Source organism: Methanocella sp. MCL-LM (genome assembly GCF_049676595.1).
GTDB lineage: Archaea > Halobacteriota > Methanocellia > Methanocellales > Methanocellaceae > Methanocella_A.
The window spans coordinates 1,872,979-1,887,666 of sequence record NZ_CP187259.1 but is presented as its reverse complement, the minus strand read 5'-3'; the positions used below and the strand labels follow the sequence as shown (position 1 = coordinate 1,887,666).

General features: G+C 53.1%; 20 protein-coding genes. 18 read left to right on the top strand and 2 right to left on the bottom strand.

All coding sequences use genetic code 11. The features are described from left to right. Positions 1 to 112: 112 nt before the first annotated feature. Together ACPLPM_RS09690 and ACPLPM_RS09685 are read right to left on the bottom strand one after the other, a co-directional pair. Positions 113 to 460, bottom strand: coding sequence for a hypothetical protein (locus ACPLPM_RS09690; protein ID WP_424356582.1), 348 nt, complete (start codon positions 458 to 460; stop codon positions 113 to 115). A gap of 7 nt (positions 461 to 467) precedes the next feature. Further along, positions 468 to 710 (bottom strand): hypothetical protein, encoded by a 243-nt coding sequence (locus tag ACPLPM_RS09685; RefSeq protein ID WP_424356581.1) that lies wholly within the window; start codon positions 708 to 710, stop codon positions 468 to 470. A 138-nt stretch (positions 711 to 848) separates the two neighbouring features. Between ACPLPM_RS09685 and ACPLPM_RS09680 the strand changes: the two genes are divergently transcribed. The 18 genes from ACPLPM_RS09680 to ACPLPM_RS09595 all read left to right on the top strand — a co-directional run bounded on the left by ACPLPM_RS09680 (position 849) and on the right by ACPLPM_RS09595 (position 14,634). Continuing rightward, on the top strand, positions 849 to 1,097 hold the full coding sequence (locus tag ACPLPM_RS09680) for a hypothetical protein (RefSeq protein WP_424356580.1): 249 nt from the start codon (positions 849 to 851) through the stop codon (positions 1,095 to 1,097). 78 nt (positions 1,098 to 1,175) lie between these two features. After that, on the top strand, positions 1,176 to 1,472 hold the full coding sequence (locus ACPLPM_RS09675) for a hypothetical protein (protein WP_424356579.1): 297 nt from the start codon (positions 1,176 to 1,178) through the stop codon (positions 1,470 to 1,472). Beyond that, positions 1,469 to 1,813: a hypothetical protein gene (locus ACPLPM_RS09670; RefSeq protein WP_424356578.1), complete on the top strand. Its 345-nt coding sequence runs from the start codon at positions 1,469 to 1,471 to the stop codon at positions 1,811 to 1,813. The genes ACPLPM_RS09675 and ACPLPM_RS09670 overlap by 4 nt, the downstream gene beginning before the upstream one ends. Then, positions 1,810 to 2,409, top strand: a complete 600-nt coding sequence (locus tag ACPLPM_RS09665) for a hypothetical protein (protein ID WP_424356577.1) — start codon at positions 1,810 to 1,812, stop codon at positions 2,407 to 2,409. Before ACPLPM_RS09670 ends, ACPLPM_RS09665 begins: the two co-directional genes overlap by 4 nt. A gap of 6 nt (positions 2,410 to 2,415) precedes the next feature. After that, the gene (locus tag ACPLPM_RS09660) at positions 2,416 to 3,339 is read left to right on the top strand and encodes a hypothetical protein (protein ID WP_424356576.1); all 924 of its coding nucleotides are present in this window, start codon (positions 2,416 to 2,418) and stop codon (positions 3,337 to 3,339) included. 12 nt (positions 3,340 to 3,351) lie between these two features. Continuing rightward, entirely contained in the window at positions 3,352 to 3,678 is a 327-nt protein-coding gene (locus ACPLPM_RS09655) for a hypothetical protein (protein ID WP_424356575.1), read from the top strand. Continuing rightward, the gene (locus tag ACPLPM_RS09650) at positions 3,678 to 4,169 is read left to right on the top strand and encodes a hypothetical protein (RefSeq protein ID WP_424356574.1); all 492 of its coding nucleotides are present in this window, start codon (positions 3,678 to 3,680) and stop codon (positions 4,167 to 4,169) included. The genes ACPLPM_RS09655 and ACPLPM_RS09650 overlap by 1 nt, the downstream gene beginning before the upstream one ends. 2 nt (positions 4,170 to 4,171) lie before the next feature. After that, complete coding sequence (locus tag ACPLPM_RS09645; RefSeq protein ID WP_424356573.1) at positions 4,172 to 4,462, top strand: hypothetical protein; 291 nt, start codon at positions 4,172 to 4,174, stop codon at positions 4,460 to 4,462. Further along, entirely contained in the window at positions 4,459 to 4,737 is a 279-nt protein-coding gene (locus tag ACPLPM_RS09640; protein ID WP_424356572.1) for a hypothetical protein, read from the top strand. The genes ACPLPM_RS09645 and ACPLPM_RS09640 overlap by 4 nt, the downstream gene beginning before the upstream one ends. Continuing rightward, on the top strand, positions 4,734 to 4,904 hold the full coding sequence (locus tag ACPLPM_RS09635; RefSeq protein WP_424356571.1) for a hypothetical protein: 171 nt from the start codon (positions 4,734 to 4,736) through the stop codon (positions 4,902 to 4,904). Before ACPLPM_RS09640 ends, ACPLPM_RS09635 begins: the two co-directional genes overlap by 4 nt. 1 nt (position 4,905) lies before the next feature. Continuing rightward, positions 4,906 to 7,383: a hypothetical protein gene (locus ACPLPM_RS09630; protein WP_424356570.1), complete on the top strand. Its 2,478-nt coding sequence runs from the start codon at positions 4,906 to 4,908 to the stop codon at positions 7,381 to 7,383. Further along, entirely contained in the window at positions 7,380 to 9,233 is a 1,854-nt protein-coding gene (locus ACPLPM_RS09625; protein ID WP_424356569.1) for a hypothetical protein, read from the top strand. Before ACPLPM_RS09630 ends, ACPLPM_RS09625 begins: the two co-directional genes overlap by 4 nt. Positions 9,234 to 9,235: 2 nt before the next feature. Next, entirely contained in the window at positions 9,236 to 9,625 is a 390-nt protein-coding gene (locus tag ACPLPM_RS09620; RefSeq protein ID WP_424356568.1) for a hypothetical protein, read from the top strand. Next, complete coding sequence (locus ACPLPM_RS09615; RefSeq protein WP_424356567.1) at positions 9,626 to 11,005, top strand: PKD domain-containing protein; 1,380 nt, start codon at positions 9,626 to 9,628, stop codon at positions 11,003 to 11,005. Positions 11,006 to 11,007: 2 nt separating this feature from the next. Then, entirely contained in the window at positions 11,008 to 11,154 is a 147-nt protein-coding gene (locus ACPLPM_RS09610; protein WP_424356566.1) for a hypothetical protein, read from the top strand. Between the two features lie 31 nt (positions 11,155 to 11,185). Further along, on the top strand, positions 11,186 to 11,995 hold the full coding sequence (locus ACPLPM_RS09605) for a hypothetical protein (RefSeq protein ID WP_424356565.1): 810 nt from the start codon (positions 11,186 to 11,188) through the stop codon (positions 11,993 to 11,995). 127 nt (positions 11,996 to 12,122) lie between these two features. Then, entirely contained in the window at positions 12,123 to 13,244 is a 1,122-nt protein-coding gene (locus ACPLPM_RS09600) for an acyltransferase family protein (RefSeq protein ID WP_424359962.1), read from the top strand. Positions 13,245 to 13,662: 418 nt separating this feature from the next. Further along, entirely contained in the window at positions 13,663 to 14,634 is a 972-nt protein-coding gene (locus ACPLPM_RS09595) for a hypothetical protein (RefSeq protein WP_424356564.1), read from the top strand. Positions 14,635 to 14,688 lie beyond the last annotated feature (54 nt).

The window sequence follows — 14,688 nt, the reverse complement described above, 5'->3', positions numbered from 1 at the left end:
CCATAAGCTTGACCTTATACCGGTCCATTGCCCGATATGTGGGCGGATTATAGTACCATCTTCTTTTTGTGGGAAATTTCATATTTTGACCTCACGTACTCCGAAAAATTGTTTAGCTCGGGAGCATTTTGTTGTCCACGAGCAGCTCGATATAAGTGTTATATGCTTTGATCCATTGGACCAGGTTGATCTCGCCCTGCGGGTCCTCGACGACACGCTTGACACTATCCAGAATGTCTTTCTTTTTGTTCCGGTCTTCCAGGCTCATGGTTTTTATGAGCCCTGGGTACGTGTTTTCATAGAGCCTGCTGAATGTCCGGATGAAGACCTTTGTGGGACCTCGGACGGCTTCCGGCTGGAATCTTAGTTTGAAGTGCAGTTCGGCTTTAGCGTTCGCCGTATCTTTGAACAATTTTTTAATGTAGTCCTGCGGATCCGGCATTGTACTATCAAGTGGCATGTGTACCTCATTTCTTTAGGAATAGGAATAGGGCGATGATGGCTGCGATTCCGATGATGTACCCGGCCATGGTCCAGCCGCCGCCTACCAGGACTGTTGCCCAGTGGAAGAAGCTGTAGAGGCCTCCGTAGTCTCCTGTTGTCACTCCTTGTGTATTCGCGTATTTGTCGAGCTCGTCGAATCCTATGGCCCAGAACATGGCGCATAGGAAGACAACGACGAGAAGCAGTCCGAATTTCACGAAGCTCAAAGCAAATCACCTATATCATATGTACCGAACGTATGCGGTATACCGTATTGATTCGGTTGTCAATATATAAAGCTTAAATAGTAAGAGGTTATATAAGTATCGTTTAGGCAGGTGAGACACACGTTAAAGGATTCTAAGATGCGCAAAGACAGGCGCGGAGATATGGGCATCGCTGTCGGTATCATCGCTTTCATCGTCCTCCTTGCAGTCGGTACCAGCATCGCTGACACTGCACTGCAGAGCAGCACGGTGAACGAGACCAGCGAACTCTACCCGGTCATCGATGGCGCTGGTGAGAACATGTCCAACGTCGTTGACATGACCTGGATGTACTACCTGGGCGCTGCCGGCTTCGCAGTCCTGGCACTGTTCATGAAGCTAAGGTGATTACGTCTATGGCCCCGGGCGTCACGGGCAACCGAGGGGCCTTAAAAACTATTTTAATTTCCTCATGGGGCACTAACAATGAAGATCATAGCTTTTCTCGACAAGTTCCACACACGACTGAAGATCGGTCCACGCTTAAAACCAGGCGAAGTACAAGAGTATGTAGACCGCACCGAAAAACGGACAAGGTACATGTTCTGGACAGGTATCCTCGCCATGGTATCCGGAAGCCTCGGGTACGTTCTCCTGGATGATTTCACAGGGTTCATGATGTGGGGTTTCGCCGGCGTCCTGCTCATCTTCATGGCTGGCAGAGAAACATACCTGGTCGAGACGCTCGCAAAACTACGATCAGCCGAAGGCCAAAAGCGATGACTACATCCATCTATTTCATACCTTTTGACTGGTTCGCCTGGCTCGCTCTCATCACTTTCATTCTGATCGGCTACTACTTCGTCCGGTACGGGTCGAACGGGTACATGCTGAGCATTATCGCTGCCTCAGTCCTCTCCTGGTTGCTCACCGGGATGCTGTGGGCTCAAATGGTGCAGGACTACATTAACGGGCTGTTCGTAGCCCTGGAGAACCCTGTCCTCGCTTACCTGGGCACCATCATCAGCCTCATCGTGACCGGTATCGCGTTCTATGAGATCTACCGGGAGGTCGTGGCTGACGGCGGCGTCATCGACAAAATAACTGAGAGGTTCAACTTATGACGACCACTGAAGAGATCGCCACGATGACTCAGGAAGAGATCCTGGACCACGCCCATGAGCTCGCTATGCTTGAACGCCTGGACCGGCAGGGACCCATGGTCAGCGCCCACGGTTCCGAAGGTAACGAGTTCGACCCGGACACAGATCCGGACTACTATTTCAAAAAACTCCTTGTCACCCTGCATTACCCCGGGATGGCCCTGGGTAAAGGCGGCCATGCCCTGGACGCCCTGGATATCAGCGAGGGCGCTAAACAGTTCCTGGTGAACGCTTTCACCAGGACCCGGAGCCGGGACCACCTGTTCTTCCACCTCAAGACTCTGGGGGACGCCCGGAAGATCGGGGCGAAGTTCCGGATGACGAACCTGAAAGCGATCTACTGTCTTCCCAGGAGTGACCGGGAGAACACGTGGTTCAATCAGATCGTCCGGTACATGGAAGACGAGTACGAGGGCAACCTCACCCGCCCCGTGGGCAAAGACAGGGAACGGATCATCATTGAGACCCTGATGAGCAAGAAGATCCACAAGATCGACTACGACGACCTGGAAGACGACCAGGCAGAGAAAGAACAAAAGAAACCCTGGTGGAAGTGAACAAACATGGTAGACTTAGCAGCCTTTTCAGGCATCGCATTATTCCTGTTCCCCTATGCGTTGGGATTGGCGACACTGTACTTCTTTTTCTGGTGGTACAGTCCCGAGGCCCTGCCGTTCCTGTGGGCAGGATTGAAGAAGAAGGACCTGCTCGCCTGGTACACAGGTAACAAGCGAGTGAAATACATGGTCGCCGACCTGGAAGATGATAAAAGCATCTTCTTCGTGGACGAGAAGAAAAACAAGTTCAAGATCAACCGGAGCCACTACGACGCCCGGGGATACAACATCGCCGGCGCCGGCAGGACCGCCAAGCGCGTCTACAACTACTTCTCCTGGCTCCTCCCCAGCGACGCCACCCAGATCGTCCGGATCAACAGGTACATCGACCACATCCGCGACACCCCCGCAGAATACCCGGCACTCACCGGCATCGAGGCCGCTGAAAAGAAGACTACTGTGGGTAAAATCAAGGAAGCGGCCAGGGAGAACTCGAAGCGGTTCCCGTTGCTCGCTATGCTGCCTCAGGACCACCTGATCAGCGAGTACCTGACGCTCATGCCCAGCCAGCTAGAGGCCACCGCCAAGCGCGTCGGACAGCGATATAAAACCCTGGAGATCAAGGACAAGGACGGCAAAAAGGTCAACCTTGAAACCGAGTTCAAGGCCGAGGTCCTCAGGGCCTGGGAGGACCTGCAGCAACAGGCACTCACACCGGGACCGTTCGACTGGATCGAAGGCTTCAACGCCATGGTAAACCCGCTCAACCAGACAGTCCTCAATGACGTGGAAAGGATCGCTCAGGAGACTAAGGGCGGTCTTACCGGGTTGCTCGCCGGGATCACTCCGGATATGAGGACCGGGTTCCTGGTTATCGGCGGGGCTATCGGCGGTATCATTCTGATGAAAATGGCAGGAGGAGGACTTTAACGGTGATCTATCATGGGTAGATTCCACATTGATAAGAAGAAATACGCTGGTCCGGTGAAGGTTAAATCGGACCGGGATGCTGAGAACCGGGTTTTAAAAAATAACCGGGGAACGATAGACTTGAAAAAGATGAACGGCTGGGGTGAGTTCGTCCAGCGTGAGGGGAAAACCCCCTACGAGGGGAGGACTGTCGCTTTCTACGATCATGATAATAAGCGACTGTACCCGCGGAGAGGGACGATGAAAACTTCCGAACCGCCCCGGCAGACCAAGTCCCCCCAGAAGGCATCGCCGAAAAAACGGTCCGGGGGATTCGGATTTGGTTTGGGGTTGATATAGTGGCATGGCTGGATAAATTCAAACAGGCCGCTGCGAAAGCGGACGATGTACTATCCAGGTCAAAGGTCCCATATGTAGCCGGCCGGGCTGTAGGTGGAGCTCAGCGAGCTGCCAGGGCGACCGGAGCGGCGATCACGAATGGGGCTGCGAAGGCTGAACGGTTCATCGAGAAAGAACGCACCCTCAACAGGGCTAAGAGGACCCTGAGGATCGAGCGGAAAGAGAAAGATCTCACCCTCAAGGAAAAGGAGATGAGCATCCGGGAGCGGGAGCATAAACTCAGAGAGAAGAAAGGCAAGATGCTCGGCAGAACCATGGATGCACTCCTGGGATCATCGAAGCCTGCCAGGGCACCGCCAAAGCGTAAGAGCAGCTCTTCCCGTAAGACGTCCGGTAAAAAGAAGGGTGGCACCAAGAAGAGTGGCCGGCGTACCGGTGAGCGTGACCGGTGGAGTGGCGTCGACGGTGACGATATGATCTGGGGTGGCTGACCGTGGTCCGGGTCGAGGATGACAGTGGCAGCGTAGCATTCCTTCTTATCGAAGTGGTGCTGGCGTTGGTTGCTCTCCTGTTTATTTACGCTATTTTCAGCTACGGGGCGGACTTGCTCCTCGACAAGGTTTACGGTATGCTGGGCAACGGATTGGTCATGAGTACAGCGACCCACCAGTATTTCGACGGGTGGGAAATGCGCTGGGATAACGTTCCGTTGCTCGCCTGGATCGCCATCATAGTCGGCGGGATCATCATGGCCATCGCGATAAGGGCAGGGAGAAACACATGAGCTTAAGAGACGGAGTCATAGTCTGCATCAGGGCCCAGCTGATCGCCCTGGCATTACAAGTATTCGGAATCTGGCTATTCCTCGACAACATCGTACAAAGGATCTGGAATGTAAGCGACCCGGGGCCAGGCAGCCGAGTGGATACGTTTGACAGCCTCCAGGATTACATCTGGCTGGCCAGAATGATCCCCGTAGTCATATCCATCGGCGGTTTCATATTCCTGGCCATCTCGCCTTTCCTCAGGGAAGGCAGCGGGGAGGTCGGAAAACTATGAAGATGTTATCCCTTATCGGATACGCTGTCCTCATGCTCCTCGTCTTCTACCTGGTATCAGGGAATAAGATCTACTTGAGCCTGTCAGCGTTCGTGGCGTGCATCTTCACCGGACTATACCTCCACCTGAAGATCGAGCAGAAAGAGAAACCTGTGGAGGCAAAATAGGATGATACCACTGGCAGGCGAACAGGGCAATAAGGCCGTGGCCGTGTACGATGCTTACTCTGAACGAGTCCGGAAAAGGTCTGACGATTATAACGTCCGGGTAGCGGATTACGAGTCGAGCGTGGCCTGGTACAACGATGCTATAGCAGGGCATAACAAGGTTATAGCTGACCTGAATCAGCAGGGTGCTACCGAGGAGCAGGCCCGCATGATGACCCTGCAGGCTGAGAGCCTGGAGCGGGACCGGGTAGAACTGGAGGGAAGACGGAAGAGCCTCGACCACGAATTCTATGATCTCCAGCAAGAGATCGGAAAACTCGGCTTACAATACGAGAAACTATCAGGCAACCTATCGGTAACCAGTCCACAGACATCCCCAGGTACTCCGGGCACGGTAACGAAGTTCAAATGGAAGATCGGTACCAGTATAGACACGAAGGAGTCGGTCATCGAGGACGTGGCCCTGATCACTCCGGAGGATACAGTTTACCCGGCAGACCAGACGACCGGGACCGTGTACCCCGAGAACATACCCCTGACCAGGAATAAGAACCCCAGAAGCGGAGTCTACGCCGTAGACAGTGAGGGGACTCTGCAGGGCAGTATCTACTACGATCCAGTGTCCGGTAGGTTCATCGGGAAGAATGTCCGGGAGCCCACCAGGGCGAAGGATGCCCTCGTGTATCTGCCCAGCAGCAGCGGACGTGAAGAAGTAATTAAAGCCCTCGGCACAGCCAGTAAAATCACAGGGCCGAGCACGCCAAAACAGATGACCGACTCTTCAGGCACATATGTATTCGGACCGGACAACCCCCTGGTTAAAGCCGGCATAGACACGACCCAGCTCAACATCCCGATCGCTTACCCATTCGTGAAAGAGGGAGTCAGGCTTTACGATGTGAACGTCGCACAGCCGATCAAGGCTCAGATGAAAGCAGCTGAAGGCAGTCAAAAGATCTTTTACCTGGGCAACCCAGGAATCCTGAAAGCCTCGAAAGAGATGGCTGAAGGCCTCGTCGATCTGCCCACCGCCGCCGTAGGAGGCCTGGCAGACCTCGGAGCCGGAGCCAGCATCCTCACCCAGCTGCACCTGAAACCCAAAAGCCAGGAAGAACAGGATAAATTAAACAGGGCATGGCAGGAAGCAGCCACCACAGGCCTCGGAAATCTCGGCACATCCATCATAGAACGTCCCTTGTACACGGCTACGCAGATCGGAGCCCTCAGAATAATCCCAGGGAAAACAATTGGAGTAGGTCGAGCTGCGAAGACGCCGAAGCCCGTGGAAACCCTGAGCAAAGCAGAGCAGGCCAGGAACTCCGGAGTAAGCCTCGAAGCCTTCACAGACATACGCCCCACCCAGCCGGCCAGCGTCATGAACGCCAGGGCTGTCACCAAATGGACCGAGCTCAGCACGAAGCCCTCGGGAATCCCCCGGGTAGACATCCAGGGCATCGGCACCGCCACCGGAAAACTCGCCGAGACCCCTGACGTTATAGCGAGGACCTCGACAAAAGAATGGTTCGACACCCCCGCCATCGAGGACCTCACTCCCACCGGAAAAGCTACAGATGTAAAGATCGGTGGCGAGCCCGTCCGGATCGAGGGAGACATCAAACCAGCATCTGCAGGTGAAGAGTGGTTCGGAAACCGGAACGTAGAGGACTTCTCACCCCGGGGCAGGATCTACGATATCAAGATCACGAAGGACGTATCCGCCAGGATCAGCGGCCGCGTCACCAAGAAGATGCACGGCCAGAATCCCTTCGACGAATTCTTCACCAATCCGAACGCAGAACGCATGGGACTTCCGAAGCCAGTGGATCTTCCGGACGTGGGCTTCAAGCTGCAGAGCACCAGGGTAAACAGCGAGAAATTCGCAAAGCAGCTGGAAGAATGGAATACCATGTACAGCGCCCTGTCCATCGGCAGAGTGCGCACCAGGACCCCTGCCAAGCCTGAGACCATACGCCCGGACATCACCGGACCCTCAATCAAGGCAAGGCCCCCGGTATCGTCTGCGAAGCCGAAATCGGAGTTCATCGTCCCGGACCTGAGCAGTGAGATCATCGGAACCCTCGGCAGCCGAGACAAGATCAAGCAGGGCCTTCCCACTATCACTGCAGAGACGAGCGGATTAAAAAGCATTTCTAAGCCCTTGATCAAACTCGGCTCGAAGCCCGTCAGCCTCGAGGACCTGGCCATCAACACGATCACCGCCACGAAACCTAAAACGGTGGATAAGTCAAAGGTCCGGCCGAAGACGGTGGAGATGCCCAGAGTGAAGACCGACCTGAAGATCCCCACACCCCTGAAATACAAGCAGGTACGCAAAGAGCCCCCTATCCGGAAGGCTGGTGGCAAGAAAAAGAAGAAAGACGACTCGCTAAAGGAAGCGGGATGGTGGAAGCGCAGCAGGGTATTCAAGAACAACGTGAAAAAGTACGATCCGTTCGGGGGAGGGAATCCACTCCTATGAGACGGCTCTTATTGATCTCCATTCTTCTACTATTACTAACCACAGGGGTAGCTGCTGCAGCAGACTTCGGGTACGTGACAAATACCAACAGCAACACCGTGAGCGTCATAGACCTGAACAGCAACACCGTGAGCACAAATATCACCGTGGGCACACAACCGATCGGTGTGGCCACCAATCCAGGAGGCACGAGGATCTACGTGAGCAATTCGATGGATCACACGATCAGCGTCATCGACCCAGGTACTAACACTGTGATACACACAATCAGCCTCGGATGGAGCGGCCCCCGCACAATAGTAATGAATGGTGATGGAACCAAGCTCTATGTTGCCTGCACAAATTCGCAGGACGTAAAGGTTATTGACACGACCACCAACCAGGTCGTGACCAGCATAGGCCTGGGTACATCGCCCAGGGGCATCGCAATGCAGCCCAATGGCCAGTACCTGTACGCCGCATGCTACTATACCAACCAGGTAAAGATCATACGGATCAGCGATAACACTGTAGTGAAGACCCTCTCCGTGGGAGCTGGCCCGGACGAGATTGCATTCAACCCATTACTAAACTCTGCATACGTCGTTAACAGCGGTGCTAATACCGTAAGCAAGATCGGCACATCCAGCCAGACAGTGGATGCAACCATAACAGTAGGAAGTAATCCTTCAGGAGTAACATTCATACCCAGCGGTTCCGAAGCATATGTAACATACGGGAGCAACCAGGTGGCCGTCATCACAACCGCAAACGACCAGGTTTCAAGAAATATTGTTGTCGGTAATAGTCCGTGCCATGTAAAAGCCACAGGTGGTAAAGTATACGTAGTAAATTGCGCTGGCACAAGTGTCTCAGTCATTAGAATGAGTGATTACACGGTAATTTCGACGATCACCGTTGGTAATGCTCCGGAGGAAATGGCGTTCGGTGACATCGGTGAGGAGAGTGCCGTGGTGGGCCAGAAGGTCGTGCAATTCTACCTTCACACCTACTATTTCCAACGGTGGAGCGAGTTCACCGTCACCGCTTACGATGCTGACTGGAAGTTCATCGACAGCGCCATATCCGACAGTAACGGACTCACGTCCTTCGTCATGGTCCCGGGCAAACAGTACAGGATTAACGTTTATAGCAGCAGCATGAGCGTCAACAAGACCGAGACTTTCACTCCGGATAATACGGCTAACCAGCTGGTGGGGATCACTGTGGTCCCGTTGACCAGCTGGGGCAGCACCTTCAACCCTGGCAACGTTTCCACGATCAACACGAGCCAGCAGTACAATGGCTACGGCACAGGGTTCAGCGACCGGGACATACACGTCGATGTGGACACCAGGAGGAGCGGGACAACAGGGTACATCGACGTCTTCTACACTGATGACAGCCAGCTCACCCAGCAGGTCACATTCACACTCCTGGAGAACTTGACGGATGGATCCTCGACAATCAGCACTGTCACCCAGCCGACGACTAATGCCAGGTACGCTAACCACACCTTTGTAATTCCGGAAGCGAACGGGCACTCGTACACGGTCAAAGTACAGGCAGTGAACAACTATTACGGAGTGGTGACCAGGGTACATCCGGCCACCTTCCCGCATAAAGCAGTCCTGCAGGGTATTGATGAGGGATTTTACCCGATGATCGTGCTCATCGTCGTCATCCTCACGGCGGCAGCCAGCTTCATGCTGGTCAACGGACTGGTAGCCCTGATCATCGTTGGGGAAGCTTACTGGTTCTATGGGATCGGATGGCTCGACACTGTAACAGGGATAGGTGTAGGGCTCTCTGGGGCTGTCGTGGCAGCGTTCCTCTACTATGGAGGACGGAAGGAAAGGGGGGAGGAATAAAGATGGCGTGGAGAAGTCTGCAGCTCAGCATGTTGATACTTATCATCTCGTTCGTAGCCACTGCATTCATCCAGATGGGCTTATTCCCGGGATTGATCAGCACCCCTACGAACGTCAACGCAGAACAGCTCATGAACCAGGTCGACCAGGCGACCTCAGGAACTCCTGGCGAGAACATACCCATCATCGGGGATGTCTTAGCAGGTGGCCAGGCTTTCCTTCAGAGCACGGGAGCCGTGGGCACTCTGATCTGGAATACGGTTTGCACGTACTCGTTCCTGGACTGGCTGGGGTGTAGTGATGAGGTCTGCTGGGCTGGACAGAGTATCGCTGCGATCTTCCATGCGATCACGTTGATCGAGCTGAAGACAGGAAGGAGCATGGATAACTAAATGAGGGGAAATTCAATGTCTATACCATCACGCATAACATTAGTGAGCGTTTCATTTATTGTACTCATATTATTTTCAGGATTAGCAAATGCTGAGTCAGTTAATCCAGTATCATTAAAATTTTTTGGTAATGGTTATATAGACGTCAGCAACACTGGCGGAATTTACGGAAATGCCTACACAGTTGAGTTCATTACAAATACGACAACGTCCGGAATCACGTCTATCTACGCCGAAGGCAACGATACAACATCACAACAAACATGGGCGATTTTTATATCCAACGGTAAAGCTCGCATAACATTACGAGACAATATTCAGCAATATCCATCTATCGATATAACTGGAAAAACAACGATTAATAATGGTATTCCGCATCACATCTCATTCGTTGATGACAATGGCGCTTGCTCATTATATGTTGATGGAATTATAGACGCAACCGGCACGTATTCACACACACCCATCTCACTAAATACCGCCAGCATCGGAGCTAGAAAAAGAACGATCATAGACACTATGCATACGGGAACTATTGATGATGTAAGACTCTGGACAATACCACGATCACAATCGGATATAAAGTCAACATTATGGTCAGAACTCGCCGGTAACGAACCAGGATTAAAAGCGTACTATAAAATGAACACTGGTTCAGACATATATGCTATCGACTCAACCAGCAACGGATATACAGGTACAATCATAAATGGCACCTGGGTATCCATGCAATACCCAATTCCTGCTGCAGTATTCACGTCTTATCCAACCACTGGTACAACACCAGCAAATATCATATTCGCCGATGAAAGCAAGTATGCAGGCACATATTCTTGGAACTTCGGCGACGGCCAGACCAGCACTAGCCAGAACCCCTCGCACACTTACAACCAGCCAGGCACCTACACAGTCAGCCTGACAGTCACCAACCCCACCGGGCAAAGCACAAAGACAGCCACCATCAAAGTCTTCAGCCCGACGCCCACCCAGGGCACAGGGCCGAGGAACCTGATCGGAGCCACCATCCAGCCCGGGACCACACACCGCCCGATCCCCACGATAGCCTATCAGGGGATTATCGATAACACTATGGGCAATAATGGATCGCCGGACAACTTCAACATGACCGGCCTGGGCAACAGTTTGAAAGGTCAGATCAGCGACCGCATCGGGGACCCAATGTTCTACGTGAGCCTCCTGGGCGGCGTCGGAGCGATTATAGCCATCGGGACCGGGAGCCTACTCCCCCTAGGGATCATCGTTCTCGGTCTCGGAGGTATCTTCTTCCCGTACCTACCGCACGACTGGCAGTGGATGACTGCCATTCTCGTGATCGTAGGTATCGGGTTCCTCGTATTCCAACTAAGAAGAGGCAGATAAGTATGGCAACCAGAATAGACGTAATCAGGAACGGACGCCGTGACGCCCGTTACAAAGGAGAGCGTACCGAAGACGTGATCGCAGCCATCGTCAAGGCTGAGAACCTGGACACCAACAGAATCCTAAAGCAACTAAAAAAACATAAATAATTCAAAAGCGATTATACTACAAGGGATATATATGAACGGTACTCTCAAAGGCATGGTCCTGGGCGCAGGCCTCGTCATCGCCATCGCCGCCGCGATGGGCGCATACGCCATGGCCAGCGGCGAACCCATGGGCTTCATACAAATCAACATCCTCGCCCCAAACGGCACCACAATGGCCACCACCTATGGCAGTAACAACACCACCATCACCCTGGCCGAACCCACCCAGACACCAACCACCCAGACGACACCCACACCAGCTGCTGCAGCAGCTCCCACCCAGGAAGCAACACCAACACCCACACCTACCGCATCCCCGACATGGACACCAACACCAGCTGTAACGGTAACACCTGCAGCAACACCAACACCCACACCTACCGCATCCCCGACATGGACACCAATACCCATGCCCAGACCATACACGAATGATGACGGGCCGGCCTATCTCGCAGACTACAACAACGCGAGCATGTGGCCAAATAATAAAAACGTCCACTCACCAGACGGAAGCCAGACATGGTGCTGGATCTACGATATTTACGCACAGTGGGTTTTCATACCCACACCATCACAAGAAGTAGTTCAAGAAACAAGAAGAACAATACAAATCAACTACTATAAAATGGAATACCTGGTCATGATGTACATCTACGATAGGCACAACTGGATTTTCGATGATGCGAGCTTAGGAGGCTATATAAAAGCCTCCGATCCAAGCCTCTGGCCAGCTGGCCACACGCCTGTAGAAGATCCAGCGTACTATGTAGAGGATGATGATAATGCGCTGCAGTACGTTGAGGTGATGAACGGCAGCAAACCGGTATTTATACCTAAATGAAAATTATAATGTGCTCCCGGCTGCTCCGTAGCTCAAACATTCCATATATATCGGCAACCGGGAGCACCCAATACTTTTATAATAATCTTTATGGGTGTTTTAGGAGAGGGTAAAAGTAACTGAAAAAATCGGGTATCTGGACGGCCTCAGGGGACTGGCGGCCGCCATCGTAGTAATCCATCATTTTGTCCAGGCATTCCTCCCGGGCATGAAAGAGATCCCGCTCCTGAACCTTCTCTACGCTGGTAACCTTTCGGTCTGTATCTTTTTCGTGCTCAGCGGCTACGTGCTCACCTACAGGTACTTCAAGACTGGAGACCAGGAGACCCTCGTGTCCGGAGCTGTCCGACGATACCCCAGGCTCCTGCCACCAGTCCTGATCACGATCCTCCTGGCGCTCGTCCTGATGAACCTGTCCCTGTTCTCAAATATCCAGGCAGGAGAGGTCATCGGCTCAGAGTGGCTCCAGGGCTTCTGGACGTTCAACAGCAGCTTTCCGGATGCGATCGGGGAAGCCCTGTGGGGAGTATGGTTCAACGGTGAAAACTCTTATGACTGCGTCATGTGGACCCTCACCACCGAGTTCACCGGCAGCCTCATCGCCTTCGCCTTCGTCATGCTCTTCGGAAGACAACCCTACAGGTGGATCGCATACCTCATAGCCTCAATATATTTCTGGGACTCCTACACGCTGGGCTTCATCCTCGGCGTCCTGCTCGCCGACCTCTACCACACAGAAACCCCGGGAACACATGCTAAACCAGTATACGCAATGCTCCTGGTCTACGGGCTGGTCCTCGGCTCATGGGACACGATAACGACAAAGAACATGGACCTGATCACCTGGATCTTCCACCTGCAGAATAACGAACCCCTGACCACAGTACACACCATCGCAGCATTCCTCATCACCCTGGGAGTCCTGAACCTGCCCCAGCTAAAAACAATCCTATCAAGAAGAGTGTTCACTTACCTGGGCAGGATCAGCTTCAGCATGTACCTGGTACACATGCTCGTCCTCGGATCAGTGACCAGCACCACCTTCCTGATCCTGCACAATAACGGCGTATCGTACACAGTCAGCGTGATCACCGCTACACTGATCAGCATCCCCGTCATCCTGGCGGCCTCACACCTCATTACCAGGTACATAGACCAGCCAGGCATCACCCTATCAAAAACATTCTACCAAAAACTCAAAACTGATTCTCATACGGGCACACGCACCGCGTCTCTACCCCGAGAGTAGTCGTCTGGCAGCAGGAGACGAACAACATGACTGCCCTCCGCCCTGGCCAGCGAGCGGATCGCTGGCTTTTATCCTTTTTGTCTACGAGAAATTCAGCTCACGATTTTTTAACGCTTGCCGATTTTCGAGCAGCTCACCAGCTGGCCAGTCAAGGATCTCGAGCTGCAGCAAATAAAATTTTATCCTTACTGGGTAAACTATCCACGAGCTCGTGAGCGTATACGCACGTCAGGCCACGATCTGCAGCTGGCCAGGTCCTGCTGCATGACGTCCGAGGCCCTGACATGACCATGGCGATGCTTGCCGCTGGACTGCCGGCCACCCTGAGGACCTGAACAATTTTTCCTGATATCTTCCAGATATCTTCTAAGCGTATACGCTCGGAAGATTTAAGCTATTAGAGCGTATACGTACTATTATGAGTTACAGCCCTGCCAAAAACCTACAGATGGGTTACTGCTGCCCAAAATGTGATGAACAAAGAACCAACCGGTGGGAACTCCCCACCAGGAGAACACCCCTCTACGAACGAGACTCCAAAGGATTCCACTACGCAGGATACATCAAATGCCCCGAGCACGGCATCCAGCCCGGCCAGCCCATGCAGGGCACCAGCACCCTCAAAAACATCTACCAGGAGAAAGGACCTGCCGAACGCAGAGCCCAAAATCAACCAGTCCAAGAAGCCCGGGCACAGACCCCCGCACCAGGTCCTGCAGCTGCAGCCAGCCCGAAACCTGCCGCACCAGCTCCGAACAATGAATGTATACGCACAAAAATTGCTAATACCATTTGGGAGATGCCCGAAAACATCTATGACCTCATCGCCCAGGAGCTCGCATCCGGAGCAGACCACAGCCACCAGGACCCTCGCAACTGGCAACGTAGTGATGTATATACTACAATCGAAAAGGACGGCCACGGCGAATTTGAGATGCTCGTCTGTAAGATCTGCAGAGCCAGGTATAAGCGCAGACCCTGGGCATGGCAACCACCACAAGCCCCACAGAAAAAAGCCGAGAGTGTACACACGCCCGTAGTTGATGCTGATGCCCAGCCACAGGCAAGGCCCCAGCTTAAGCCCCAGCTCTCCAGGAAGAGCCTGGCCTCGATGGCCGCCAAGGAGCACAAGCTCGCCAAAGCCGCCAGCAGCAGGATCTACCACGCTGTCCAGATAGATGACCAGGTCCTCTACAAAGGCTCGACAGGATCGATCTACAAGTGGGCCATAGTAGGAAAGCAACCAGATGGAGCCTGGAGATTCTACGCCGGAGCTGAAGACCATATCCAGGCAGGTGAGGAATGTGACAAGCTCAGGGCGAGATCCGATAAACAAAAACTGGACATGGAAATAAGAATCATCGCAGCAGTCAGCGAAAAAGAAGCTTAAACATTTTTTGAGAGCGTATACGTTCTGTCCTCGAGGATTGAGCGTATACACTCG